28 protein-coding genes are annotated in these 25,116 nt (G+C 38.5%); 6 read left to right on the top strand and 22 right to left on the bottom strand.

What is annotated here, in order from left to right:
• Positions 1–35: 35 nt before the first annotated feature.
• The 4 genes from ACQKEZ_RS12935 to ACQKEZ_RS12920 all read right to left on the bottom strand — a co-directional run bounded on the left by ACQKEZ_RS12935 (position 36) and on the right by ACQKEZ_RS12920 (position 3,356).
• Entirely contained in the window at positions 36–704 is a 669-nt protein-coding gene (locus tag ACQKEZ_RS12935) for a potassium channel family protein (protein WP_427301950.1), read from the bottom strand.
• Positions 705–741: 37 nt separating this feature from the next.
• The gene (locus tag ACQKEZ_RS12930) at positions 742–1,575 is read right to left on the bottom strand and encodes a gamma-glutamylcyclotransferase (RefSeq protein WP_427301949.1); all 834 of its coding nucleotides are present in this window, start codon (positions 1,573–1,575) and stop codon (positions 742–744) included.
• 25 nt (positions 1,576–1,600) lie between these two features.
• Complete coding sequence (locus ACQKEZ_RS12925; protein ID WP_427301351.1) at positions 1,601–2,890, bottom strand: ATP-binding protein; 1,290 nt, start codon at positions 2,888–2,890, stop codon at positions 1,601–1,603.
• A gap of 187 nt (positions 2,891–3,077) precedes the next feature.
• Positions 3,078–3,356, bottom strand: coding sequence for an AbrB/MazE/SpoVT family DNA-binding domain-containing protein (locus tag ACQKEZ_RS12920; protein ID WP_427301349.1), 279 nt, complete (start codon positions 3,354–3,356; stop codon positions 3,078–3,080).
• Between the two features lie 276 nt (positions 3,357–3,632).
• Here ACQKEZ_RS12920 and mreBH point away from each other — a divergent pair, with 276 nt between their 5' ends.
• The 3 genes from mreBH (at position 3,633) to ACQKEZ_RS12905 (ending at position 6,184) form a co-directional block, all read left to right on the top strand.
• Positions 3,633–4,640, top strand: a complete 1,008-nt coding sequence (gene mreBH, locus ACQKEZ_RS12915; protein WP_427301347.1) for a rod-share determining protein MreBH — start codon at positions 3,633–3,635, stop codon at positions 4,638–4,640.
• Positions 4,641–4,715: 75 nt separating this feature from the next.
• A complete protein-coding gene (locus ACQKEZ_RS12910) occupies positions 4,716–4,847 on the top strand; it encodes a protein YkpC (RefSeq protein WP_427301345.1) in 132 nt (43 codons plus the stop codon).
• Between the two features lie 104 nt (positions 4,848–4,951).
• Positions 4,952–6,184 (top strand): aminopeptidase, encoded by a 1,233-nt coding sequence (locus ACQKEZ_RS12905; RefSeq protein WP_427301343.1) that lies wholly within the window; start codon positions 4,952–4,954, stop codon positions 6,182–6,184.
• Positions 6,185–6,226: 42 nt separating this feature from the next.
• Here the strand turns inward: ACQKEZ_RS12905 and ACQKEZ_RS12900 are convergent, their stop codons facing one another.
• A complete protein-coding gene (locus ACQKEZ_RS12900; RefSeq protein WP_427301342.1) occupies positions 6,227–7,846 on the bottom strand; it encodes an ABC-F family ATP-binding cassette domain-containing protein in 1,620 nt (539 codons plus the stop codon).
• Positions 7,847–7,998: 152 nt separating this feature from the next.
• On the opposite strand from ACQKEZ_RS12900, the gene ACQKEZ_RS12895 reads away from it, so the two are divergent.
• The gene (locus ACQKEZ_RS12895) at positions 7,999–8,274 is read left to right on the top strand and encodes a hypothetical protein (protein ID WP_427301340.1); all 276 of its coding nucleotides are present in this window, start codon (positions 7,999–8,001) and stop codon (positions 8,272–8,274) included.
• Positions 8,275–8,379: 105 nt separating this feature from the next.
• Here the strand turns inward: ACQKEZ_RS12895 and lepB are convergent, their stop codons facing one another.
• From lepB to ACQKEZ_RS12855, 8 genes are all read right to left on the bottom strand, one after another.
• Entirely contained in the window at positions 8,380–8,949 is a 570-nt protein-coding gene (lepB, locus tag ACQKEZ_RS12890; RefSeq protein WP_427301947.1) for a signal peptidase I, read from the bottom strand.
• Between the two features lie 210 nt (positions 8,950–9,159).
• Entirely contained in the window at positions 9,160–11,049 is a 1,890-nt protein-coding gene (locus ACQKEZ_RS12885; protein ID WP_427301338.1) for a PTS fructose transporter subunit IIABC, read from the bottom strand.
• Positions 11,050–11,062: 13 nt separating this feature from the next.
• The gene (gene pfkB, locus ACQKEZ_RS12880) at positions 11,063–11,974 is read right to left on the bottom strand and encodes a 1-phosphofructokinase (RefSeq protein WP_427301337.1); all 912 of its coding nucleotides are present in this window, start codon (positions 11,972–11,974) and stop codon (positions 11,063–11,065) included.
• Positions 11,971–12,726, bottom strand: a complete 756-nt coding sequence (locus ACQKEZ_RS12875; protein ID WP_427301335.1) for a DeoR/GlpR family DNA-binding transcription regulator — start codon at positions 12,724–12,726, stop codon at positions 11,971–11,973. Before ACQKEZ_RS12875 ends, pfkB begins: the two co-directional genes overlap by 4 nt.
• A gap of 284 nt (positions 12,727–13,010) precedes the next feature.
• Positions 13,011–14,204, bottom strand: coding sequence for an ABC transporter permease (locus ACQKEZ_RS12870; RefSeq protein ID WP_427301333.1), 1,194 nt, complete (start codon positions 14,202–14,204; stop codon positions 13,011–13,013).
• Positions 14,191–14,892, bottom strand: coding sequence for an ABC transporter ATP-binding protein (locus ACQKEZ_RS12865; RefSeq protein ID WP_427301331.1), 702 nt, complete (start codon positions 14,890–14,892; stop codon positions 14,191–14,193). The genes ACQKEZ_RS12870 and ACQKEZ_RS12865 overlap by 14 nt, the downstream gene beginning before the upstream one ends.
• On the bottom strand, positions 14,889–15,992 hold the full coding sequence (locus tag ACQKEZ_RS12860) for an efflux RND transporter periplasmic adaptor subunit (RefSeq protein ID WP_427301945.1): 1,104 nt from the start codon (positions 15,990–15,992) through the stop codon (positions 14,889–14,891). Before ACQKEZ_RS12860 ends, ACQKEZ_RS12865 begins: the two co-directional genes overlap by 4 nt.
• Before the next feature lie 6 nt (positions 15,993–15,998).
• A complete protein-coding gene (locus ACQKEZ_RS12855; protein ID WP_427301329.1) occupies positions 15,999–16,640 on the bottom strand; it encodes a Yip1 family protein in 642 nt (213 codons plus the stop codon).
• Between the two features lie 538 nt (positions 16,641–17,178).
• Here ACQKEZ_RS12855 and ACQKEZ_RS12850 point away from each other — a divergent pair.
• Positions 17,179–17,556, top strand: coding sequence for a hypothetical protein (locus tag ACQKEZ_RS12850; protein WP_427301327.1), 378 nt, complete (start codon positions 17,179–17,181; stop codon positions 17,554–17,556).
• Positions 17,557–17,603: 47 nt separating this feature from the next.
• Here ACQKEZ_RS12850 and ACQKEZ_RS12845 read toward each other — a convergent pair whose 3' ends face one another.
• Genes ACQKEZ_RS12845 through ACQKEZ_RS12820 form a run of 6 tightly spaced genes read right to left on the bottom strand, consistent with a single transcriptional unit; the run spans position 17,604 to position 21,738 of the window.
• Positions 17,604–17,837 carry a MoaD/ThiS family protein gene (locus ACQKEZ_RS12845; RefSeq protein ID WP_427301325.1) on the bottom strand — a complete coding sequence of 78 codons (234 nt, stop codon included), beginning with the start codon at positions 17,835–17,837 and terminating at the stop codon, positions 17,604–17,606.
• A complete protein-coding gene (locus tag ACQKEZ_RS12840; RefSeq protein WP_427301323.1) occupies positions 17,830–18,321 on the bottom strand; it encodes a molybdenum cofactor biosynthesis protein MoaE in 492 nt (163 codons plus the stop codon). Before ACQKEZ_RS12840 ends, ACQKEZ_RS12845 begins: the two co-directional genes overlap by 8 nt.
• A complete protein-coding gene (gene mobB, locus ACQKEZ_RS12835; protein ID WP_427301321.1) occupies positions 18,318–18,824 on the bottom strand; it encodes a molybdopterin-guanine dinucleotide biosynthesis protein B in 507 nt (168 codons plus the stop codon). The genes ACQKEZ_RS12840 and mobB overlap by 4 nt, the downstream gene beginning before the upstream one ends.
• On the bottom strand, positions 18,821–20,098 hold the full coding sequence (locus ACQKEZ_RS12830) for a molybdopterin molybdotransferase MoeA (protein ID WP_427301320.1): 1,278 nt from the start codon (positions 20,096–20,098) through the stop codon (positions 18,821–18,823). The genes mobB and ACQKEZ_RS12830 overlap by 4 nt, the downstream gene beginning before the upstream one ends.
• 10 nt (positions 20,099–20,108) lie before the next feature.
• On the bottom strand, positions 20,109–21,125 hold the full coding sequence (locus ACQKEZ_RS12825) for a MoeB/ThiF family adenylyltransferase (RefSeq protein WP_427301318.1): 1,017 nt from the start codon (positions 21,123–21,125) through the stop codon (positions 20,109–20,111).
• A 43-nt stretch (positions 21,126–21,168) separates the two neighbouring features.
• Positions 21,169–21,738: a molybdenum cofactor guanylyltransferase gene (locus ACQKEZ_RS12820; RefSeq protein WP_427301316.1), complete on the bottom strand. Its 570-nt coding sequence runs from the start codon at positions 21,736–21,738 to the stop codon at positions 21,169–21,171.
• An 83-nt stretch (positions 21,739–21,821) separates the two neighbouring features.
• Here ACQKEZ_RS12820 and ACQKEZ_RS12815 point away from each other — a divergent pair, with 83 nt between their 5' ends.
• Positions 21,822–22,760 carry a sigmaE regulated sporulation protein gene (locus ACQKEZ_RS12815; RefSeq protein ID WP_427301314.1) on the top strand — a complete coding sequence of 313 codons (939 nt, stop codon included), beginning with the start codon at positions 21,822–21,824 and terminating at the stop codon, positions 22,758–22,760.
• 37 nt (positions 22,761–22,797) lie between these two features.
• On the opposite strand, the gene rok is transcribed toward ACQKEZ_RS12815, so the two are convergent.
• The 3 genes from rok to ahpA all read right to left on the bottom strand — a co-directional run bounded on the left by rok (position 22,798) and on the right by ahpA (position 24,949).
• Positions 22,798–23,379: a transcriptional regulator Rok gene (gene rok / locus ACQKEZ_RS12810; protein WP_427301312.1), complete on the bottom strand. Its 582-nt coding sequence runs from the start codon at positions 23,377–23,379 to the stop codon at positions 22,798–22,800.
• 484 nt (positions 23,380–23,863) lie between these two features.
• Positions 23,864–24,322, bottom strand: coding sequence for a TlpA family protein disulfide reductase (locus tag ACQKEZ_RS12805; RefSeq protein ID WP_427301944.1), 459 nt, complete (start codon positions 24,320–24,322; stop codon positions 23,864–23,866).
• 84 nt (positions 24,323–24,406) lie between these two features.
• A complete protein-coding gene (gene ahpA, locus ACQKEZ_RS12800) occupies positions 24,407–24,949 on the bottom strand; it encodes a biofilm-specific peroxidase AhpA (RefSeq protein ID WP_427301310.1) in 543 nt (180 codons plus the stop codon).
• Positions 24,950–25,116 lie beyond the last annotated feature (167 nt).

The following is a 25,116-nucleotide window of genomic DNA, read 5'->3' as shown; positions in this document are numbered from 1 at the left end:
ACTAACACAAAAAAACACTTCAGTGACGAAGTGTTTTAATGATCATTTTGCATTTCTCTTTTTTCAAAACGTCCAATATCTGCGACAGCACCGATAACAATTAATATATCTTCTTTCTGAATCATTTCATCAGCAAGTGGAGAAACAATGACTTCTTTTCCCCGTTTAATTGCTACAATATTAATCCCATATCTTGCTCTGATATCAAGATCGAGTAACGAGTGACCTGCCAATCGGGTGTTCGCCACAATCTCTATTAAGCTGTACTCATCTGAAAGCTCTAAATAATCAAGTACATTATTTGAAATAATCTTGTGGGCAATACGTCTCCCCATGTCTCGTTCTGGATGAACGATTCGGTCAGCACCGATTTTATTTAAGACTTTTTCATGATAATCATTTTGTGCCTTCACTGTGACCATTTTGACTCCGAGCTCTTTTAGCATAATTGTTGTTAAGATACTGGCTTGAATGTTTTCTCCGATTGCAACAATGACATGGTCAAAATTTCGAATGCCAAGATTCTTTAAAACAGATTCATCTGTTGAATCGCCGATGACTGCATGAGAAGCAATCTTCGCATATTCGTTCACACGATCTTCGTTCATATCCATTGCCATCACTTCTAGACCTTCTTCACTCAACGCTTTACAAATACTTCCTCCAAAGCGTCCAAGTCCAATGACTGCATATTCCTTTTTCATCATACTGCTCCTTTTATTTCACTTACCATGCATTTTACTACGCTTTCGCTAACGAATCCATATGAGAACGAATTTTTTCCCGAAATGCCTCACTTAAATAAAGATCCGCCCCTTTTTCGATCTCAGTTCGATAATGGAGCGGCGGAGCAATTTCATCGCTTTTTTCAATGACAAGAAAGGTTAAACAATCTTTGTACAATTTCCCATTTACCTTTACATCCACAAAAGCAGGGCGGTACGTTTGTTCAAAAACGCCTTCTCTCTTATACAAATAGTGGGCGGCAGCAAACGGAACATTGTAGAGCACACCTTCTGTCTCGCCCCCATCCTCAACCATATCCGCTCTCGACCCATCAGGTCTAACTAAAGTAAACCTTGTTGTAAAACGATCTAGTATGCCGCCACCAACGATCTCCTTGAAAAAGTGATCGACTTTAGCAAGCTGAAATCTTGCATCATCCATACAAGAACCGTACGCATAATAGTGAATAAACTCTGGTTGCTGCTGAAACAGCAGATGCTCTTTCCAATTCCCACTTTTAATGAGGCTAAAATGTTCGACATCTTTAGCAAACATCGTATAGACGAAAGCTTTTATACTACCTTGGTCTGTCTTTACTGTCACCTCTTGTTTTTCATACCCTTCCTCTAGCTTGTCTATCTTATTCAACGTCTCAGATGAAACCTCATATATTTCACCATAAACGGTACCGTCTCCTTCTAATACACAGACTGGATAGCCTTCTCCAGTATCATATAATTGTCCGTCAATCCATGCTTCTTTTGCCTTCAGTAATTCCGTGGATAAATAGTCATGATGATATACTTCGTGCTTTAAAAGTGTACCGTAAACAAACAGTGTCTTGTTTATCAAAAAATCCATCCTCTCTTCTCTGTCATACTCTATTTTTATACGCTGGTAAGTAAATATTGAAGGTTGTCCCTTTTCCTAACTCACTAGAGACATTCATTCTTCCATTATGACCTTTCAAAATAGTGTCGCATATCGTTAGACCAAGACCTGTTCCTTCTTTTTTCGTTGAAAAGAATGGATCAAACATCTTTTGAATGTCATGGGTTGGCATTCCTTCTCCTTCATCTCTGATTGTCATTTTCCACTCATCAAATTCCTGTTCAGTAGATATGTAAATACTACCGCCTTTTGGCATGGCCTCAATTGCATTTTTAATCAAATTAATGAGTAACTGCTTCATTTGATTTGCATCTGCTAATATGGCACCTGGATCTTGTTTTTTAAATGACTGATGAAGATGAATATCAGATAATACTGCATTTGTGTTTAAAAGTGTAATGACTTGCTCAAGCAATGGGTGAATATTAACCTCTCGAAAGGTGACTTCTTGTGGCTTTGCAAGAACAAGTAATTCACTTAAAACAAAGTCAATTCGTTTAATTTCAGAAAAAATAATATCGAAATAATCAGTACGTTCTGGATACTGTGTTTTCATTAATTGCAAGAAACCATTCACAGATGTAAGGGGGTTTCTGACCTCATGTGCAATTCCAGCAGCAATTTGACCAGCAACAGCGAGCTTTTGTGCCTGAATTTGCACTTGTTGATTAGATCGTTCGAGCGCAAGTTTTGCTTCTTTTTGTTTCGTGATATCAGCTACCGTTCCAATACTACCGATAAACTGCTGATCTTCATTAAAATATAGCTTATAATGAACATCTCCCCACACCTTTTTTCCTTCTTTATGAAGGAGCTGCACTTCGATTCTTTCTTCGTCCTTATGCTCACGAAGAACGGAGAGGATATGATTGGTCACTCGCTCCTCCTGATCAAAATATTGATTGTACAAAGTGCCTATACACTCATCTATTTCATAGCCTGTAATCGATTCCCATGCTTGATTTAAAAAAATGAATTCACCTTTTTCATCCGTTTCAAACACCCCTTCTTGTAAATTATCTGTAATACGATTTAAACGATCGGTTAAATCATGTGCTTCTTTCTCTCTTTGATTCAAATCCGATACAAGTAGGTTTAATCGATCTACATATCCTGACACAACCCATATCCCAGCTAGAACTACAAGAGTAAACATCAAATCAAGGGGCCAATTGATTTGATACCCTCCCATATAATAAAAGTAATCCCAGCTAAGTATTAAAATGATTGCAAGAACGGATAATCCGATCCGCACTTGATATTTTTTGTTCAATGATTCCACCTGCCGACCTGAGATTCTTTGTCAATTGTACCATTTTCCATTTATTTTTTGCGGGAGTTGTGTCATTTTTAAAGAATTTTTTCTTTCCTCTCCAATTTCAATCGGGAGATATTTTTCAATTTCCAAAACAAAAAAGCCTGCTATCATCCCAAAGGAATAAACAGCAGGCTTCTTTGTTTTATTGTTGAAGTGCTTCTTGCAGTTCTTTTAATAGCGTTACTGCACCTTCTGCACTTAATGTAATTTGACCATTTCCATACTCATGGTTATCAGAGGTAATTTCACCAGTCAACAAGCAAGCTCCTTGTGGTTGATATTTCTTTAAGACGATTTTATCCCCATCTGTAAAAAATTCCATGCTGTCTTTAATTGCGATATCAAGTGCCCTTCTTAGCTCGATTGGCATGACAATTCGCCCTAGTTCGTCTACTTTTCTTACAACTCCGATAGATTTCAATTTCGTTCCCTCTTTCTTTCATTAGCTCAAGATCAATAGGCTTTCACCATCTTGATATATCGTAGACGTAGGAAACGCTAAAAAGGTTTCTCGTAGTAAAAAAAAAATTCGAAATGTGTGAAAGGAAAGGGAAATTTTATAGTGAATGGCAAAATGATACTTGAATTTTACAGATTCATTTCAAGGTTGTCACACACCCCCAAAAAAGATAAGGATCCTCTGAACTTTTAAATGTGAAATGATTTGAATGAGCAAAAATAGAGATTGGGTGAAAACATGTTTCAAAATGCCGAAATTGGAATTGATTTAGGAACAGCTAATATATTGGTTTATAGCAAAAACAAGGGGATTATTTTAAATGAACCGTCCGTTGTCGCAGTTGATACAGAGACAAAGGCTGTTCTTGCTGTAGGATCAGAAGCAAAAAATATGATCGGAAAAACACCAGGGAAAATTATGGCAATTCGTCCAATGAGAGACGGTGTGATCGCAGACTATGATATGACAACAGATCTATTGAAGCAAATTATGAAAAAAGCAGGTAAAAACATCGGTTTTACCTTTAGAAAACCAACCGTCGTTGTTTGTACACCTTCTGGTTCGACTGCTGTCGAACGACGTGCGATCAGCGATGCTGTCAAAAATTGTGGCGCTAAACATGTTCATTTAATTGAGGAACCAGTTGCAGCTGCAATTGGCGCTGACCTTCCTGTAGACGAACCAGTTGCAAATGTTGTAGTTGATATTGGCGGTGGGACGACTGAAGTCGCCATTATTTCATTTGGTGGTGTTGTGTCTTGTCATTCTATTCGTATTGGTGGAGATCAGCTTGATGATGACATCATCACCTTTATCAGAAAGAAATACAATCTACTAATTGGAGAACGTACAGCAGAGCAAGTTAAAATGGAAATTGGCTATGCGCTCATTGACCATGAAACAGAGTCTTTAGAGGTTCGTGGTCGCGATCTCGTCACTGGGCTTCCAAAAACGATATTGCTTGAGTCACTTGAAATTCAAGGGGCAATGAGAGAGTCTCTTCTTCATATATTAGAAGCAATTCGTGCGACACTTGAGGACAGCCCTCCTGAACTCAGTGGAGATATTGTAGACCGAGGTGTGATTCTGACAGGCGGTGGTGCCCTTTTAAACGGCATTCAAGAATGGCTCGCCCAAGAAATTGTCGTTCCTGTACATATCGCCGCAAATCCACTTGAATGTGTGGCAATCGGAACAGGTCGCTCACTTGAAGTGATCGACAAATTGCAAAAAACATTGAAATAAATCTTCTTGTTCTACTTCTTTTTTGAGCCTTTCCATCATATTGTGAGAAATGGATAAACAATAAGGAGGAAGAACATGTTTCTTGATTTAGGAAAACGGGTCGTTGTCACAGTGATTTTAACTGGAATCATTTTAGGAGGAATGAGTTTATCCTTTTCTCATATGCCTCCTTCCAATGCTCAGCCTGTGAAACAACTGAACCGCTAAAAGCCGCTGTCATGCGGCTTTTTCTATTTTCAGTATGCCTGCTCCAATTTTCCTTTTCATTCATAAATCTGATATGATAAGCATGACTAAAGGAGGGTTTTTTTATGAGTTCATTTGAAAAACAGCTAGATCAATACGCCAAACTCATTGTTGAAGTAGGAGTGAACGTTCAAAAAGGGCAAGAGGTGATGATTTCAGCTTTTACTGAAGCGATTGACCTTGTTCGTCTCGTTGCAAAACATGCATATGAACGAGGTGCAAAGAATGTCCATATTCGTTGGAGCGACAGTGTGCTAGCACGCTTAAAATATGAACATGCACCCAATGAAGTGTTTGAAGATTTCCCTGCATGGGAAGCCCAATCAATGGAAACCATCGCGAAACGTGGGGGAGCTTTTATTTCAATCTTGTCTCAAAGTCCTGATCTCCTTCAAGGGATTGATTCTAAAAAAATTGCTGCGCAGCAAAAAGCAGCTGGTACAGCGCTTAATACATATCGTAAATATGTCCAATCCGATAAAGTGGCCTGGACGATTGTTGGAGCAGCGTCTTTAGATTGGGCGAAGAAAATGTTCCCTGATCATTCTGCTAATGAAGCTGTCTCTTTACTGTGGGAGAATATTTTTAAGGTTGCACGTGCGGATCAAAAAGAGCCTGTGGATGCTTGGAAAAAGCATGATGAAGCATTAAATGAAAAAGTAGAAGTACTTAACGAAAGACACTACCATAAACTTCACTATCAAGCGAAAGGAACAGATTTAACCATTGAACTTCCCGAAAAACACCTTTGGGTTGGAGCAGGAAGTGTAAGTGAGCAAGGTGTTTCTTTCATGGCAAATATGCCGACAGAAGAAGTATTTACAGTACCTAAAAAAGACGGAGTGAACGGAACCGTTTCAAGTACAATGCCACTTAGCTATGCTGGAAATATCATTGATGGGTTTACTTTGACGTTTGAGAACGGTCGCATCATTGATGTTAAGGCAGAGCAAGGTGAAGATATTCTGAAATCACTCATTGAAACAGACGAAGGCGCTCATTATTTAGGTGAGGTTGCACTCGTTCCAGACGATTCGCTTATCTCCAACTCAAATATTTTATATTACAACACACTTTATGATGAAAATGCATCAAATCATCTTGCAATTGGTAGCGGCTATGCCTTTAATATCGATGGCGGTAAAAGTATGTCAAGAGAAGAGCTAGATGCAGCTGGCGTAAACAATAGCATTACGCATGTTGATTTCATGATTGGTTCTAAGGAAATGAATATCGACGGCATTACAAAAGACGGCAAGCGCGAGCCTATTTTTCGTCAAGGGAACTGGGCATTTTAAGCACAACAAAAAAGACATCCACAAGAGTGGATGTCTTTTCTATTAAGCATAAAGCTCATTTAGTTTTTGTTTAATTTCTTGATCTTCTAGGAAATCATCATACGTAGTTTGTTTGTCGACAATACCGTTTGGTGTGATCTCAATAATTCGATTCGCAATTGTTTCTACAAATTGATGGTCATGAGATGAGAAGAGCATTGCACCTTTAAAGCCCATCAAACCGTTATTGAGCGCTGTAATTGATTCAAGGTCTAAATGGTTCGTTGGTTCATCAAGAAGCAGGACATTGGCACCTGATAGCATCATTTTTGATAGCATACAACGTACCTTTTCTCCTCCAGAAAGAACGCTAGATTTTTTCTTCACTTCTTCTCCAGAAAAGAGCATGCGGCCTAAGAAGCCACGCAGGAAGCTTTCACTCTGATCATGTGGTGAATATTGACGAAGCCAATCAACAAGATCAAGATCATTTCCTTCAAAGTATTCACTGTTGTCTTTCGGGAAGAATGCTTGAGACGTCGTCACACCCCATTTAAAAGTCCCGCTATCTGGTTCCATTTCTCCAGCAAGAATTTTAAATAGTGTAGAAACAGCAAGCTCATTACGACTTAAGAAAGCAATTTTATCTTCACGATTCATAATAAAGCTGACATTGTCGAGCACTTTTACGCCATCAATCGTTTTAGACAAACCTTCTACTTGCAACACGTCATTCCCAATTTCACGCTCTGGTGCGAAGTGAACGTACGGGTATTTACGAGAAGATGGTCTTATATCATCCAGTGTAATTTTATCAAGCAATTTCTTTCTCGATGTTGCTTGCTTAGATTTAGAAGCGTTCGCACTGAATCGTGCGACGAATTCTTGAAGTTGTTTGATTTGTTCTTCTTTTTTCTTGTTGGCATCCTGATTCAGCTTCAAGGCAAGCTGACTGGATTCATACCAGAAATCATAGTTCCCGACATATATTTGAATTTTACTAAAGTCAAGATCAGCAATATGTGTACACACTTTATTTAAGAAATGACGGTCATGGGATACAACAATAACAGTATTCTCAAAGTTAATTAAGAATTCTTCTAGCCACTTAATCGCCTGCAAGTCTAAATGGTTCGTTGGCTCATCCAGTAAAAGAACATCTGGTTTGCCAAATAAGGCTTGCGCTAAAAGAACCTTCACCTTTTCAGAGCCACCAAGCTCAGCCATCTTCTTTTCATGAAGGCTTTCCGGAACTCCTAGCCCTTTTAAAAGAATCGCTGCTTCGCTTTCGGCTTCCCAACCGTTTAATTCAGCGAACTCTCCTTCAAGCTCTGCTGCACGAATTCCGTCTTCATCTGAAAAGTCCGCCTTCATATAGATAGCGTCCTTTTCTTGCATCACATCATAAAGACGCTTATGTCCCATAATGACTACTTTTAGCACTTCATACTCTTCATATTCGAAGTGGTTCTGTTTTAAGATCGTCAAACGCTCTCCTGGGCTCATATGAACATCACCTGTTTGTGGTTCAATTTCGCCAGAGAGAATCTTTAGAAATGTTGATTTCCCCGCTCCATTTGCGCCAATCAAACCGTAACAGTTACCTGGTGTAAATTTAATATTTACTTCTTCAAATAGTTTACGATCTGCAAAACGCAAACTAACATTATTAACTGCAATCATTTATTAATCCTCCATCACTAGTTCATCATATGCAGTATAACATGAATGAGGAGCGATAGAAACGCCTCTCTCTTAGAAACCATTAGTATCCGAGGTTTTTATCAAATATGTTATAATCACAAGTAATGATAACGAGAAGGAGTTCACTGACTTTGAGATTATTAACATTAATGGAATATTGTTTACTTGTTTTTTTCTTAGGCATTTACTTATCAGCGACAGGATTTACCGCGAAGGACATTGGACTTTATATTGGCCTTGTTCTTATTTATACATTCGTCCATCTCTTTTCAAAACGTTTTTTGCAAAAACGCGGTAAAGCAGATCACAAAGTCGGATTGTTTAAATCTGTCCTTGCCATTGTAGGAGCTGTATTTGCTTCAGTGCTGGCAATCGTGTTGATTGTGACAATTCTTGCCCCAAAATAAAAACGACTCTTCAAACAGAGTCGCATTTTGATAAACCGCTCATCACACTTGCCTGTTTCAACAGATGGCAAGTGTATTTTTATGTGTGAATGAGAGGGTTTGGTTTTATTTTGTTTGTCTAATATCACCGAATGGAAAGAAAACAAATTCTGAAGTGCCGACAATTCGATCCTTTTCAATCAGTCCTAGTCCATTCCTGCTGTCCATGGAATTCAATCGATTGTCACCCATGACAAAATAATTGTCCTTTGATACTTTGATTGGACCGAAATCACCTGTTAAGTGAACCTCATATTCTTTTGCATGCTGCTTATTTTCTTTCAAATATGGCTCTGCGCTTTTCTTTCCATTGATGTAAAGTGTGTCATCCTTCATTTCGATTGTATCGCCCGGAAGTCCAATTAACCTTTTCACGTAATGAATTTTTTGGCCATCTTTCCCATTAATAATGACGATGTCTCCACGTTTCACTCCGCCTAAATAATTAATCGTTTTATTCACAAACAACTTTTCGCCATCATGAAGTGTAGGTTGCATCGATTCGCCTTCAACCACGTATGGTTCGAATATATACGTGCGAATAAGCAATACAAGGGCAAGGGCAATTAAAATCGCTTTGACCCATTCAAGTAAAGAATTTTTCTTTATTTTTGCTTGTTCAGCACCAGATTCAATTTCTTTTTCATTATGTTTGTTTTCTTCTTTCAAAATGCTACTTCCTCCTAAGACTTTCTTCTGTCAGACTGAAAACGGTTATACAATAACTTTACTTTATCATATGTCATTTAAAAATTCACAAACCAACCATCTAATTAGATATAATTTCCTAATTTTTTCAATCTAAACAAAAAGAAGCATCGCTTTCTTGCGATGCTCCTTTTCATGTTACGCTTCTTGTTTAACAGGTTTTTTCAAAATACCTAACAGTAGTGCTGTGACGACTGCACCAATTAAGATGCTCATCATATATAGTAACGGATGGTTTGTCACCCAAAATACAAACAGTCCACCATGAGGTGCTGGGAGGGTGACTCTAAAGAATTCAGTTAATCCCCCAGCCACTGCTGCCCCGATAACTGCGGAAGGGATAACACGAAGCGGATCTGCTGCGGCAAACGGAATGGCACCTTCAGTTATAAATGCCGCCCCCATAAAGTAACATGTAATGCCTGCTTCACGATCACGCTTTGTAAATTTGTTTCTAAAAATGGTTGTCGCAAGTGCAATACCAAGTGGAGGAACCATCCCCCCTGCCATAATGGCTGCGTGAGGTGCAAAGTTACCTGCAGCAATCATCGCAAGACCAAATGTGTATGCCGCTTTATTGATTGGTCCGCCCATATCAATTGCCATCATTCCGGCTAGAATGATCCCCATTAAAACAAGGTTCCCAGTTCCAAGTGTTTCCAGCCAATTCGTTAAACCATCCATAATATATTTTACAGGTGTGTTAACCACGTAATGCATAATGATCCCTGTAAAGAAAATCCCAAACAATGGATACAATAGTACAGGCTTAATTCCATCTAATGCTTGAGGAATAAACGTAAATGCTTTTTTCAATAGAACGACGATATAACCCGCTAAGAAACCAGCAATTAAACCACCTAAGAATCCAGCACCTGCAGAGGATGCCATAAATCCACCAACTACACCCGGTGCAAAACCAGGACGATCTGCAATACTCATTGCAATAAACCCAGCTAATACCGCTACAATTAAAGCTAATGCATTATCTCCACCGATACTTTTTAGTACAGCTGCAAATTCGTTAAATGAAGGGTCTTTTGGATTAGCTGAATTAATTCCCCAGAAAAACGAAATGGCCACTAAGATCCCGCCACCAACAACAAATGGTAGCATGTTGCTGACACCGCTCATTAAATGCTTGTAAAAGCTACTTCTTCCACCGCTTGTAGATTCTTGTTTGTCACTTACTGCACCACCAGCACCCTTATAGATTGGTGCATCTTGATTAAGTGCTTTTTCTATGAGCTCTTGTGGACGACGAATACCAGCTGTTACAGGGACTTCGATGACATGCTTGCCCTTAAAGCGTTCCATTTCAACCTGCTTGTCAGCAGCAACAATGATCGCAGGTGCCTCTTCAATTTCCTTAGCTGTTAATGCATGCTTAATACCACCTGAACCATTTGTTTCTACTTTAATGTCAACGCCAAGCTCTTTAGCCTTTTCTTTGAGTGCATCTGCTGCCATAAATGTATGAGCAATTCCTGTTGGACATGCAGTGACAGCTAAAATCTTGCCTTTTGATCCTTCAAAAGATGCTTCTTCTGCTTGCTCTTCTTCCTCATCATCATCTTGATCATGTGCATTAATAATCTCGATAACTTCCTCTTCTGATTGCGCTTCAAGGAGTTGTTTTCTGATTTCTTCACGCATCAAGAGTGTGGACAGACGAGAAAGCGCTTCAAGGTGTGTATTGTTCGCTCCTTCTGTCGCAGCAATCATAAACACAAGATGACTTGGTTGACCGTCTAATGATTCATAGTCAACACCTGATTTAGATCGTCCAAATGCAATAGCAGGCTCTTTTACGCTAGTTGTTTTGGCATGAGGAATGGCAATCCCTTCACCAATTCCTGTTGAGCTTTGCTTCTCACGATTGAGGACTGCTTCTTTGTAGCCTTCTTTATCATTTAATTTTCCTGCCCCATCTAAAACGGTGACAAGCTCTTCGATGACTGCTTCTTTTTGCTGACTGCTCAAATCAAGCTTGATTGTATGCTTCGTCAGTAATTCTGTGATTTTCATGATGAATCCTCCTTTAAATGCGTGTGACTTTCACTTCTGGCAATAGCTTTTCAACAAACTCCTTTGTTCCAAGCTCTTCAGAGAACGCTGTAGCACTTCCTGATGTAACACCCAGTCTAAATGCTTCTTCCATGGATAGTCCTTTTGAAATTCCGGCTAAAAATCCTGCCACAACTGAATCACCTGCACCGACTGAGTTCACTAGCTTACCTTTAGGGACGTTTGATTGAAAAATACCATCTTTGCTAAATAAGAGCGCGCCGTCTCCTGCCATCGACACAATCACATGCTCTGCACCTTGTTCAAGCAGCTTTTCCCCATAAGGCACAGCTTCTGATACAGATGTAATGGATGTATGAAACATGTCACCAAGTTCATGATGATTCGGTTTCATTAAGTATGGTTTCATGTCTGTTGCTTTTTCTAAGGCTTCTCCTGAAATATCAAGAACAACATGCCCGCCATTTTTCTGACAAACTGATGCGATACGTTCATACGTGTTTTGCGGCATTGATGATGGGATACTTCCTGCTAGTACAACGATATCTCCTTCATTCAAGGCATCAAATTGAGCAAGAAACGCCTCAAACTGTGCTTCAGTAATGTTTGGACCCATTCCATTGATTTCAGTTTCTTCACCTGTTTTCAATTTCACGTTAATTCTAGTATCTTCTGCTACCTCATGAAAGGCAGTTTGTAATTGTTCATTTTGTAAGAAATCTTGAATATATTTCCCTGTAAATCCGCCAATAAATCCGAGCGCTTTCGATTCGACACCATGACGATTTAAAAGCCTTGAGACATTGATGCCTTTACCACCTGGGTATTTTTTGTCATAGGTCGAGCGGTTCAAAGCGCCGACAGCAAAGTCCTCAACATGTACGATATAATCAACAGATGGATTTAGGGTGACTGTGTAAATCATGTTTTCACTACCTTTATGACCGTTTTTTCATGGTAATTATCGAATGCATCTTCTGCTAAGTCGTTTGTGATAATGACCGCGTCTTGTACACTAGCAAAGGCTGAAAACGATATTTCTCCAAATTTTGAAGCATCTGATAAGATATACGTTTTTTTCGCCTGCTTCATTGCCTTTTTTTTGATGAGCGCTTCCTCTGGATCGGGCGTTGTAAAACCAGCCTCAGGATGAATTCCATTCGTTCCAACAAAACTTTTGTCAAATCGATAGTTGTCCATCGCTGTCAATGCTGCTGCTCCAACCATTGCTCCTGTTCTATGCTTCACTGATCCGCCTATCAGGTAAAAAGAAATCCCTTTTCTCAAGAGTGCTTCAATGTGCATCACGCCATTTGTGACGACGACGATATCTTGATCCGGATCAAGATACTCTATCATTTGCTGTGTGGTCGTACCCGCATCTAAATAAATACAGTCGCCTTGTTTTAAGAGTGATACTGCTTCTTTGGCAATGGCTGACTTTTCGTGAAGGTTTTTGGCTGATTTTTCATAAACGTCAGGTTCAAGGCGAATACTTGAAATTTTTGCTGCTCCTCCATGAACTCTTTTCAGAAAACCTTTTTCTTCAAGGGCAGACAAATCTCTTCTGATTGTAGATTCAGAGGCATCTGTCATACTCGTTAAGTCCTGTATTTTGACGACATCCTGTTCTTCCAAGTAATCGATAATTAATTGATGTCTTTCCGGCGTTAACATTGAAAACACCCCCTATTGAAAACGCATTCATTCTGTGCGCATCTTTATTGTAATCGGTTTTTTCATCATTATCAATATAAAACAATCAAATACATCCAATAACTATCAAAATCTTTCACAATGGTCATCTTACCTTTATATGTACCATTTGTAAACTGAAAAATATGTGACATTGAGATTTATGTGATGGTATTAGCATTTCTATCATTTCTTATTTCATTCTAATGTTCTAAAAAAGGATCAAAAAAAGTCCTCATGCCAAGTGGCACAAGAACTTTTTTGGTTTATTCATATCGAAGAGAGGCAATTGGATCGAGCCTTGCTGCTTTGTTTGCAGGGATTAAACCAAATACAATACCAATGATCATACTAAATAATACACCGCCACAAACAACCTGCCACGATACAAGTGAAGGCCATCCAGCAATCAGTGAGACAAGCGAGGCGCCTCCAAAGCCTAGTGCAATTCCGATCAAACCTCCTATTAATGTCAGTACAACGGATTCAATTAAAAATTGTATGAGAATTTGTGATCTTGTCGCACCGAGTGCCTTTCTAATACCGATCTCTCTTGTTCGTTCTGTCACTGAAACAAGCATGATGTTCATTACACCTATTCCGCCTACAAGAAGAGATATCCCAGCAATAGAACTGATAATCGTCGTCATCACCGAGGTGATTTGGCCAATTCCAGCGACTATTTCCTCCATGTTAATCACCTCGTAGGAATCTTCTGTATGATGATTTTCATTGATCAGCATAGCTGCTTTACTCCCCACTTCTTTCATTTGGTCTGTATGTGCTACTTGAATGGATAATTTATCGTATTCATTGATTCCAAAAGAAGATGTCAGCATAGAAAATGGTACATACATGTCGTTCATATCAAATGACAGAAGACCTGCTTGTTTTTCTAGGACCCCAATTATTTCAATTGGTTGCCCGTTAATCCAAACAATTTCACCAATGATTTTTTCTCCATTTAAGAGCTCTTTGGCAAGATCAGCTGAAATGATCGCCGCTCGTCTACCACTGATAAAATCAGTTTCTTTGAAGTCTCGTCCTTCAGCGATTTGAAGAGAATGAACATTCGTATATCCTTCATTGATTCCATTGACTGTTGTATCAATTGTTGTATCCTGTAATCTCACCTGCATCCCTTGAGTTGATGATGAAGCTACTCGTTTTACACCACTTAGTGTTTTGACCAATTGAATGTCTTCTTCTGTAAAACGTGCATCAAAATATGCATTGGGATTTGCACTTAGCTCTTCATCAGAGGGCATATATGTCACATCAATCGTATTGTTTGGTCCTGAGATGGATTCCTTTAGCATTTGTTCACCACCCTGCCCAATAGCGACAACTGCAATAACTGAACCTACACCAATGATGATGCCAAGCATGGTTAAAATCGATCTCAATTTATGAGCAAGCACAGAGTTGAGCGCCATTTTTATATTTTCAAATAGACTCATTCCCTGCGCCTCCTTGCTTCATTCTTTCTTGAACAATTTGACCGTCTCTGACAATGATTGTCCGGTTTGTGTAAACTGATATTTCCTCTTCATGTGTCACAAGCACCACTGTCGTTCCTTCTTCATTTAGCCGTGTAAATTGTTCCATGATCGAGGTGCTCGTTGTTGAATCCAGAGCTCCCGTTGGTTCATCTGCTAAAATGAGCTTAGGCTCGTTGACAATGGCTCGTGCAATTGCCACTCGCTGCTTTTGACCACCTGACAGTTCACTCGGCATATGACGCATCCGATCTGCCAACCCCACTTTTTCAAGCGCGTGCTCTGCTCGCTCTTTTCTTTCTTTTAGACCGATGCCAGAATAAATCATCGGAAGCTCCACATTGCGTCTGGCATTCAACCGCGGCAGTAATTGAAATTGCTGAAAAACAAAACCAATTGATTGGTTACGGATTGCCGCAAGCTCTTGATCTTTACAGACTGACAGGTCTTCTCCATGAAACAAATATTGTCCAGTCGTTGGGCGATCAAGACACCCAATGATATTCATTAAGGTCGATTTCCCAGAGCCTGAAGGCCCCATAATTGACACATACTCTCCATCTTCTATAGAGAGATTTATCTCTTTTAATACATCAAATGTTTCATTGCCGACTTGATAGCTCTTTTTGACCGTTGAAAGCTGAATCATTGAGCATTCACTTCCATTCCATCATGCATGTCTTCAGATGGATTCGCTATAATCTGATCAGTCGTTGTGAGGCCTTTTTTTACTTCAAGTTGATTTCCTGTTGTCTCACCTAGTTCCACCTGAATCTTTTTTAGCTTATTTTTTTGTATAACATAAACGTAATGATGGTCATCTTCTTTTTTCACAGCTAAATCCGGTAATGTAAGTGCCTTTCGTTTATCTGTTTCAATCTCCATAATCATTTTAAAACCCGGTTTACCTTCTGGTTTTTTTCCTTTTATCTCAATTTCAACCGGATACTGCACAGTCTGCTCCGCACTTGTATTCTCTGTAGAAGGATTGTCAGGAACAAGACCGACTTGTTTGACAACCCCTTCCCAGCTCTTGCCACGGATCACATCAGATGTAATTTTCACTTTTTGTTTCTTCTTTACCTTTAAAGTGTCATATTCAGATAAAACGCCACGTACCACCATTTTTTTCTCATTTCCGATATGAATGACCGGCTGCTGAATATCTGATTTATTCGCAGTAGTGGCCTCATGATGAATTGAAATAATTGTGCCTTTCAATTCACTATAAATGGTGAGATCATCAATTTGATCTTGTACTTTTTGTCGATTTAGTTCTGCCTGTTTTTTCTCCAATTCAGCCGCTTTCAGTTCCATTTCAAGCTGGTTTCGATTAGCTGATGTTAGCTCCGGTTCATCTGAGGAGCCATCCTTTTTTTCATTCAGTTGTTCGCGTAATTGCTCGATCTTTAATTGACTTGATTCGATAGCCAAGGCTTGCTGCTCCTTCTCTAGCTGAAGCTCCTTGTTCTCGTATGTAAGTAATGCAGAACCAGGTTCTACTTTGTCCCCTTCTTTTACTTCAATGTTCTTTATGGAACCTTTATTTTCTTCAAAGAACACATATTGTTCCTCAGAAAAGGTGAGCGTGCCAGGAGTCATCACAGTTGATCTGATTTCCTTTTCCGCTAGCTGCACTGTTTTCAGTTCAACAGTTGAGACAGTTCGCTGTTGATTCTTTGCGATATTAAATCCAATAAAAAGACCAATTGCAATAATCACAATCGCACCAATGATGATTTTTTTCATCAACTTTTAAGCCCCCCATTGCTTCACTGTAATAAGAATCGTAGCACCTATGTATGTAAAGACGATCAAAAGTAGATAGAAAATACCAACCGTAATCCAAGAAGCTTTTTTGGACATATGTCCCACTTGCATAAACAGAATGGCTGTTAAAATATAACTCCAAATGGTAAAGATATCTACATTTGATAAGACAGCATGCCATTCTTCGGGGAGGCGAATGACAGCATTTAGTGATGTTACGACCACATCTTTCTTTAGATCAAATAAGGTAATGGCCAGCTTTTGAATTATTGTGCCAACGATGTTAATTGGTAAAATAAGTAAAACTCCAGAAAAAAGCTGCTTAAACGTTGCATCGCCCTTTGCTAAAAAAACGATGAACTTATAAATCCCTGCGGCAATTGTTGTTGCAAGTAGCGTGCCTAAAAATGCAGTGATCAACGCTAGAGGCAGATCAATCTCCCTAAGAGCTGTCATGTCACCTGTTATCATTTGTTTTGGAAGTAGATAAGCATCAATCAAAGTTAAAACAAGCACAAATAGTAGTGGTAGCCATATCAACGGAAACTGACGCACCCGTCTGAGATGCTCTGTTGGGTTGGTGAAAATCCCCCAAATGGAAGGCTTCAAACTTGTCTTTTCATTCAATTTTTGTACTCCCCCTTATATCTATTTATTTGTAAACATTACGAATGACGAATCAATATGTTTCATGAATGTTAACCATTCTTCTATTTTATCAAAAGATTGCCAGTTTAGTTATTTCTAATTTTATTTTCCTGTTCGTTGTTTTAGAATGACCATCCTATAATCCCTTTTTTTAACACAAATTGTTGATTTAAGCTCTTCAATTACGTCAAAACAGTATAGAAAGTTGCTTTATCGAAGTGTAAAAAACTTTTTTTCAAATGAAATAGATTGTTATACGGAATAAATACCCTTTTCCATAAAAAAACGCACTTTCTTAAGATACAACAATTTTTTATTAAAAAAAGCCTGTTATTCATGCTACTCCTGCCATTTTAGGACTACCATATGTTTCTTTTACAGAACAACTAAGACTTTAGTATCAATACTTTCATATTAAAAAATTAAAAAAAAAGGGATTTTGCTTGATTGAAAGTTATTTTTTCATATAATGTAAAATAGAGGTAGGGTAAATGATAGTGGAAATGGAGTCAAGTGAATGTTAAGAGAACAATTAAAAAAGCAATTAATCTTACTTTATCAAAAGGAACAAGAAGCATGGCAATACTTTCGAAAGGAACGAGAAGTGGTCTATCATGAATTAAAACTGCTCGATATGAAGGAAAGTAAACCTTCAACTGACAAAGTATTCTATGCAGCAAGATGTGTTGACATTATTAAAGAAAAGAAAGGAAGTATCGTCAGTACGAAGGAATTGAAGGAACAACTTCAAGCACGAACAGACTTTAATGTAAGGCGTATTAGCGAATTATACGATCTGATTCAACAGCTCGACCCTCACATTTTAAAAGCACGAAGAGGTTGTTTCATTTATGAAGATCACACTCAACCACCTCTGCAAACTTTTCACACTTAAAAAATTGGTTACAGCCAATGTGCCATAACCAATCCCTCTAACCTATTTTATCCACCACTTACAGGAGGAATGAATGCAACAGTGTCCCCGCTAAACACTTCGACATTGTCCCTCGTATAAACTTCGTTGACTGCAATCATCACTTTTTTTGCAGTATCAACACCATACACCTCCTGTAATTCTATTTTAATATCATCTATCGTTGTTTTTTCTTTATTTATGACCATGTATTGTTTGCCGGCCTTTTCAGCAAGTCCGGCAAACAATAATACCTTAATCAAAATGCACCTCTCCTTTCCGATTTAAATGGTGAGCTTTTGGTTTTCCATCCGGATAAGATATCGTTTCAAGCTGATCACCAATCCACGCCTCCCCATCTTCCCAATATTCTTTTTTCCAAATTGGTACAATTTGTTTGATTCGTTCAATTGCATACTCATTGGCTTCATAGGCCGCCTTCCGGTGAGGAGATGATACAGCAATAGCAACTGCTGCATCTGTTATATCGAGTATACCAATTCGATGGACTATTGCTACGACTGTATTTGACCACTTTTCTTGAATTTCCTTGCCGATTTGCTTTAGCATCTTTTCGGCCATCGGCGGATACGCTTCATATTCTAATCGTAATGTTTTCTTACCGTTTGTCCATTCCCTCACTGTACCAACGAAGGTTGTGATGGCACCAGCTTCTCGTCTTTGGACATGATCAATCAGTTGATTCACATCGATTGGCTGATCTGTTATTTTAAACAACTCATTCATGCTTTAGCCTCCTTAAGTAAGTTTAAAGCAAATACCACACCTTGCTCTTCATATGCTGAAAAAACAGGAAACGGATATTCATTTTTTGTACTCAAGTAATCTGATAAATAAATGGCTGCTTGCACATTTGAAAGGGCAGCCAGTTCTTTTAGCTCTTGCTCATTCCTAGCACAAATTATCTTAGGGTATTGCGCTTGTTTATAGCCTTCAATCAAAATTCCATCTATCGGAAGATGCTTCAATAAAATTAAAATAGAATCCATCGACATATGATTGACCATCAAGTGAAACTCTCCCTCGCCCTCAACACCGGCAACAAGCGCACCAGCATCTAGATATCGATCTGAGTCTTTCTCTTTTGTCATACGGTCTGGTTTTCCGCCATGTCCATGATGTTTTAGACAGCCAAACTTCAGCTCATTTTGATCAGCCCGTTTACATATTTTTTCGATAAAAGTCGTTTTTCCGCTATTTTGATAACCCACAATTTGTAAAATATTCATATATTAATCCACGGATCTTCACTTCCGTTTTCTTCCTTAAACAATAATACGTTCACCTTATCACCTGTTTTAAATCCCCTTGTACCTCCTGGAAGTACGATGAAACTATCGGCTTCAGCAATTGAAGTGACAGCACTTGATTTATCCAGTCCTGTTGGGGTGACTTCAAGCTGACTTCTAGCAAAACGAGTCTCAGCTCTTACAAAGCGAGTAAATGGATTGGGTTTCGGAAAATCATCTGTTAGCACTGCTTCAGCAAAAAGTGCATATGGTTTTTCTTTTAAACACCATGAAGCAATGATTGGCTTCACGAAAAGCTCAAATCCCACAAAACAGGCAGCTGGATTTCCAGATAACCCAAACAATAGCTTTTGATCGCTCTGCACAGCCACAGTTGTTACACTACCTGGTCTCATTGCCACTTTATTAAATAATACCTTCGCACCAAGCTTTTGATAGATTGCCGGCAAATAATCGAAATCTCCGACAGATACTCCACCTGTCGTAATGAGAAAGTCTACTTTGCTAACAGCTGCTTTGACAGCTTCATAACTCGTTTCAAAGTCATCGGAAACACCGCCCAAATCAAGTGGCTCACCACCTGCTTCTTGAATTTGGGCAAATACCATGTTTAAATTGCTATTTCGAATTTTCCCATCAACTAACGCATCACTTACTTGAAGGAGTTCTGTTCCCGTTGAAATGATGCCGATGACTGGCTTTCTAACAACTGGTACAATTGCATATCCAAACGTCGCTAATAATGCGATGACACCTGAAGTCACCTTTGTTCCTTTTTTAACCATCAAGCTACCTTTTTTCGTTTCTTCCCCTTTTCGTGAGATGTTATCCCCTTTTCGGAGAGGCCTCTTTAAAGTCATATAAGCTTTACCAGCTCGTTCAAATGTTTTTGTCAATTCTAGCATGATGACGACATCTGCACCTTTTGGAATCATCGCACCTGTCATAATTCGCACAGCTTGATAAGGATCAATTTTTTTCATTGAAACAAGACCTGCACCAATATGATCAATCACCTCAAATTCAATCGGATGGTCACTTGATGCGTCTTGTGTATCCTCCGCACGTAAAGCATAACCATCATATGGAGAACGATCAAATCCAGGCACATCATGATCTGCCAGCACATCCTCTGCTAAATATCGATGTAAGCTCTCCTTTAAGGGCACCCATTCTACTTCCCCTTTTTTTTGATAGAGATTGACCTTTTGAATTGCCTCTTCAACGGGAAGTGGCTGTCTTTTTTCAACCATGACCTACCTCCTATATACCAAGTAATCTTGCTAAAAGAGAATGAGCTTTCATTTGATCATTCGTTCCATGGACCATTGCTCGTCCACCTTGAAAAAGAACAATACGAAACCCCTCATAATGAACATGAATTAAAAAATCATTGGCTTCAATTTCACAAACAGAAGATAGTTGCGTTTTGATTTCAGTAAATGGAATGTTTGCTAAATCCTTTGAGATCACTTGAACCGTATCTCTGCCGCAAAGAACCGCCGTCCTTTTTCTTTGTTCCTGTAAATAAGGATACACCCTTTCATTTCCGCAGGATGGACATTCCTGATTTTGAATCATGGAAAGATCCATTTTAAAGAAAGAGGACTGCCATAAATCAAATGTGACAAAAGAACGTTCTATCTGCTCCTTGTGCCCAGTTAAGTATTTTAATGCCTCTGCCTGTTGATAAGCAGCAACCATTTGTACAGCTGGTGCAATAATACCTGCTGTATCACAAGTCGCTCCACCAACTGGTATTTCTTCAAATAAGCAAGTAAGACATGCCGTCTCATTCGGTAAGATCACCATGTACATTCCCTGACTGCTCACGCAGGCTCCATAAATCCAAGGCGTGTTTGTCTCCTGAGATAAATCGTTCATGACCATTCTTGTATCAAAATTGTCAGTTGCATCAATGACAATATCCGCTTGTTGAAACAATGGTCTGAGCAAATCGACTCCTGCATCTTCAATCAATGCATGAATACTGACTCCGTGATTGATTTCTTGTAACCGCCTTTTGGCTGCTTCTGCTTTTGGCAGACGCTCATTTGCATCATTTTCGGTATAAAGTTGCTGGCGTTGCAGGTTTGAAAATTCCACATAATCTCGATCCACAATTGTAATCGTACCTACCCCAGCACGCACAAACCCTTCTGCTGAAGCTGTTCCAAGTGCACCAGCGCCTACGACCAGAACGTGGCTGTTGTTTAATTTTCTTTGTCCTTGATTACCTATTGGAGGAAAGAGTATTTGTCTTGAATAGCGCTCTTGCAATGTTTGTTCTCTCCCAATCTTTTTTATGTATCATATCATACAGTTAAGTGTGTAAATCACGCCTTTCATTGATATTTTTAAATTCATTCTCTGATGCATTTATGTCTTTCTCTGTCACATAGCGTACATGTAAGTGATTAAAGAAGTCCTTCATTGATAATTGGTTTTTTTTAAATGATTGTTCTATCGCTAAAAGCGAACGTCTGTGGTAGATGGAAAATAGCGGCTGGAGTCTGCCATGAATGTTAGGCACAATCGCGTCAAAGGTTTCATCACAGTAAGCCTTGAGCCGTTCTACAGTTAACCCTTGGATAAATGGCATATCACAAGCAACCACCATGTACCACTCCGCTTTTTTCGTTTGCATGGCTGTATATATGCCGGCAAGCGGACCCTTCCCACGTACATCTTCTATATCTAAGAAAACCTCTTTCTCTCCTTCTTCTTGAAAAAAGGATACCAAATCTGGATGACTAATGATCATCAAATCCTCATTTGGCAACTGTTCTTTCACTAACTGATATAATGGACGACCTTTGTATCGATAGCTTGCTTTTAACTCTCCAAAACGCCTAGACTGTCCACCAGCTAAGATTACATGTAATATCTTCATCGAATCATTCCTTCCGATCAAGGTTGTTCTATTCATCTTATTTTTGCATATTGTATTGTTAACATGAATAAGGAGGGTGACCTATGAATAAACGAAACGCTTCTCCACTATTCCATGATGTCTCTCAAGAAAATTTATACTTAAAAGCTGAAGCTGCTAAGTATCAAAAAATGTTTTCTGACTTACAGTCAAATTACACTTATCAAAAAAACATGAAGCTTTCTAAAGAATATAGTGACATGAAAAAGGATGTCTCTAAATTAAAACACCAATTGGATGAAATGACCATCCTCAAAAACGAAGTGACCTCAAAAGTAAAAGAGCTCTCATATAGCAAAACAGAATTGCTACATAAAATCGTTCTTCTACATGAGCTGCTACAAAAAGAAACGTATCGAAGAGTAAAAGAAACAGAAGAAAAACATAAGCTACACTTGAAGGTTGTGAAATACCAAGAGCTTTCAAACCAATTAAAAGAGCAAATGCAAGATAAAGAAGGACAGCTTACGAAAGAAGAAAAAAAAGGGAAAACGCTCGCAGCTGTCATTGATCGTCTCCAAAAAGACTTATCTGAGAAAAACGCTACACTTGATGTGATGCAGTCAGGAGTTAAGACCCTTCAACAACGCTTTTACGAAACACAAGAAAGGCTACTACACATCGAAAAATCGAAAGAAATCATTTTTCATGAAACGCTGGCAGCATATAAAAGACAGCTGAACGAAAGTGATGATTGGATTGCTTCACATTTTGCCGATATTGACAGGTCAAATCAGTTAGATGAACACGCCCTTGTCCAAGATCATGTCATTCAATCAACAGAACAGATCGCACCCATTCTTGAAACGTTAAAAGAACAAGTTCAAAACCTCCAGATCCACTTAGATGCAGTACAGCAGAATAGTGAAGCAATGACAGTCAAAATTGATGGGTTTAAGCAGCAACATAACGAAACAACCAATGAACGACGCATTTTATATACAATTGAGCAGAAAAAAGAAAATAAGCGACTAATGAAATAAGAAAAAACTGCTGGCCTAAAGCCAAGCAGTTTCTTTTTTATCCTTCATCTGTTTGAATTTCGCCTTCCAAAATGTATTGTCCGCGATATGGCTTTTTCACTTCAGGATACATTTTGATTAAGCTTTGCATGAATGTTGTCATATTTGGAATTTCAAGCCCGCTCTCTTTTTCAATTTCCTTTTGAAGTTCAGAGCTTTTAATCGCCGCATTATGGCGTTTTAATGTTTTAATTGCAGCTTCACGAAGTTTAGCCGCCTTAGAACCTGGACGTGCCGTTCCTCTTCTTCGTCTTCCAGTACCTTCAGGGATACCTACTGGTACTCCATTTTGAAGTTGACCTGTTCCTAATGAAGATGAACTAATGCTTGATTGTGATTGAGGTTGGTAGCTTCTAATTTCCTGTGCAGCAAGCTCTGCTAAAACAGGTAGTGAATCCGTTTTTCTTTCTGGACGGATCTCTTTTTTTGTATCTGTTGTCAGGCCAGTTCCCTGACGATCTAATTCCCTTAATTTAGCATAAATGGTATCACGTTCAATTTGATATTCACGAATGACCTTCACTTCTGCTTCATTTAGTTGCTCCAATCGTAAACGTAACGCTTCCCTCTCATTAAACAATTGTTTTCCCCCTCATCATATAAAAAATATTCTATAGTAAATATTAGATTAGAAAACTAATTTTATCAACTATTTTTTTATCATTTTACAGTTTGCTAACAGATAGGTATTTTCAACTAAAATTTTGCCTATTTGAACAAAAGGCGAACCATTTCACTGTCATTAAAGGCTTTTTCTGGCCTTTCAAAAATTGTAAAAAACTTGATTAAATTCTGAAACTACTTGATTTATAAAGAAAATTACCAAAAGGAAATTCCTTTTGTGAAAAAACGTTCCAGACAGTAAAAAGTTAAAAATTTTACATGAACATTTCAAATTTAAAATGTAAATAGGTCATAACTCCTTTTTAATAAAGGATTTTTTTTTATAACAGACCCTTTTTTCTATAATGTTGAAAAATTGATCTTACCAAAAAACATAAGAGATGAATATGACTCCTCATTTTGTTCAACAAAAAACCCCCAATTTTTTTGGGGGACGTGATCTATTCTGCTGCTTTCTCAGATTCAGACAGGACGCGATTGACACGTTTTTCAAGCATTTTCATTCCACTTCCGCCAGCTTGGAAGTGACGAAGAACGCCTGTTTTATCAAAAACATAATATGCTGGTACATATTCATTTTCAAACACTTCTGTTAATTTATGGTCACTATCTACAAAAATCGGTTGTGTAATTTCATGTTCTGCAGCAACCTCTTTTATTTTATCTAAATCAAGATCATCTTCTGAACGAGGCATATGCACTGCCACCACATTTAGTTGATCTTGATATTGATCACGAAATTGATTGACTTGAGGCATTGCCTCTTTACAAAGATGACAGCTAATTGACCAGAAATGAACCAATGTTGGTTTATCACCAATTAGTTCATCTTTTGAAACTTCTCCATTTAACCATTCTTTTGCACCAGTTAGTTCTGGCATTGGTTGACGCAATTTCATCACGATCCGCCTCCATACAAGTTTGATGTTTAGAGACAAAAAGGTCTAACGATTGTTAGACCTTTTTGTTTCCTCAGCTATAAATTAAAGTGTTTTTTGACCAGGCTTCCAGTTTGCTGGGCAAAGTCCACCAGTTTGTAATGCTTGAAGAACACGCAATGTCTCATCTACATCACGACCGATATTGTTGTGGAATACTGTTTGATATTGAAGTTCGCCTTCTGGGTTGATAATAAACAATCCACGAAGTGCAATCCCTTCTTCTTCAATTAGGACACCATAGTCTCTAGATACAGCATGGTTCGTATCTGCAGCTAATGGGTATCTTAATTCACCAAGACCATTCTCTTTGCGATCTGTGTTGATCCACGCAAGGTGAGTATGGATTGTATCTGTAGATACTCCAATCACTTCTGCATCAAGATCTTCAAATTCATCGTAACGATCACTGATCGCTGTAATTTCAGTAGGGCAAACAAATGTGAAATCCATTGGGTAGAAGAAAAGCACTGTCCATTTATCATTTTTAATGTTTTCCTCTAAACTTACTTTACCAAACTCTTTGTTTGAAAGTACTGCTTCCATTTCAAAACGTGGAGCTTGTTTTCCTACAAAACGCTCTGCCATATGTAAATCCCTCCATAATAAAAATAGTATAAGTATACAGTCTTTTTAGCTGTATCCAAAGTGAGAATTCAATGATGAAATTCTCATTTAGTTAATAACTTCACAAATACAATTATAATACTTTAGGTGTTTTTAGTCAATATTAATTAATAATAAATTTAATTAAC

Origin of the sequence: Bacillus sp. NPDC077027 (assembly GCF_050269555.1) — a bacterium.
Lineage (GTDB): Bacteria > Bacillota > Bacilli > Bacillales > Bacillaceae > Bacillus.
This window is presented reverse-complemented; position numbering and strand designations above follow the sequence as displayed.

Bases quoted from the DNA above. Each gene is read 5' to 3' on its own strand.
- ACQKEZ_RS12865 (WP_427301331.1), bottom strand. From the start codon at position 14,892: ATGATTCAGCTTTCAACGGTCAAAAAGAGCTATCAAGTCGGCAATGAA.
- ACQKEZ_RS12905 (WP_427301343.1), top strand. From the start codon at position 4,952: ATGAGTTCATTTGAAAAACAGCTAGATCAATACGCCAAACTCATTGTT.
- ACQKEZ_RS12805 (WP_427301944.1), bottom strand. From the start codon at position 24,322: ATGAAATTGCGTCAACCAATGCCAGAACTAACTGGTGCAAAAGAATGG.
- mreBH (WP_427301347.1), top strand. From the start codon at position 3,633: ATGTTTCAAAATGCCGAAATTGGAATTGATTTAGGAACAGCTAATATA.
- ACQKEZ_RS12885 (WP_427301338.1), bottom strand. From the start codon at position 11,049: ATGAAAATCACAGAATTACTGACGAAGCATACAATCAAGCTTGATTTG.
- ACQKEZ_RS12935 (WP_427301950.1), bottom strand. From the start codon at position 704: ATGAAAAAGGAATATGCAGTCATTGGACTTGGACGCTTTGGAGGAAGT.
- ACQKEZ_RS12840 (WP_427301323.1), bottom strand. From the start codon at position 18,321: ATGAATGAGTTGTTTAAAATAACAGATCAGCCAATCGATGTGAATCAA.
- pfkB (WP_427301337.1), bottom strand. From the start codon at position 11,974: ATGATTTACACAGTCACCCTAAATCCATCTGTTGATTATATCGTACAT.
- ACQKEZ_RS12815 (WP_427301314.1), top strand. From the start codon at position 21,822: ATGAATAAACGAAACGCTTCTCCACTATTCCATGATGTCTCTCAAGAA.
- ACQKEZ_RS12875 (WP_427301335.1), bottom strand. From the start codon at position 12,726: ATGTTAACGCCGGAAAGACATCAATTAATTATCGATTACTTGGAAGAA.
- ACQKEZ_RS12870 (WP_427301333.1), bottom strand. From the start codon at position 14,204: ATGAGTCTATTTGAAAATATAAAAATGGCGCTCAACTCTGTGCTTGCT.
- ACQKEZ_RS12900 (WP_427301342.1), bottom strand. From the start codon at position 7,846: ATGATTGCAGTTAATAATGTTAGTTTGCGTTTTGCAGATCGTAAACTA.
- ahpA (WP_427301310.1), bottom strand. From the start codon at position 24,949: ATGGCAGAGCGTTTTGTAGGAAAACAAGCTCCACGTTTTGAAATGGAA.
- ACQKEZ_RS12860 (WP_427301945.1), bottom strand. From the start codon at position 15,992: ATGAAAAAAATCATCATTGGTGCGATTGTGATTATTGCAATTGGTCTT.
- ACQKEZ_RS12820 (WP_427301316.1), bottom strand. From the start codon at position 21,738: ATGAAGATATTACATGTAATCTTAGCTGGTGGACAGTCTAGGCGTTTT.
- ACQKEZ_RS12850 (WP_427301327.1), top strand. From the start codon at position 17,179: ATGTTAAGAGAACAATTAAAAAAGCAATTAATCTTACTTTATCAAAAG.
- ACQKEZ_RS12910 (WP_427301345.1), top strand. From the start codon at position 4,716: ATGTTTCTTGATTTAGGAAAACGGGTCGTTGTCACAGTGATTTTAACT.
- mobB (WP_427301321.1), bottom strand. From the start codon at position 18,824: ATGAATATTTTACAAATTGTGGGTTATCAAAATAGCGGAAAAACGACT.
- ACQKEZ_RS12830 (WP_427301320.1), bottom strand. From the start codon at position 20,098: ATGGTTGAAAAAAGACAGCCACTTCCCGTTGAAGAGGCAATTCAAAAG.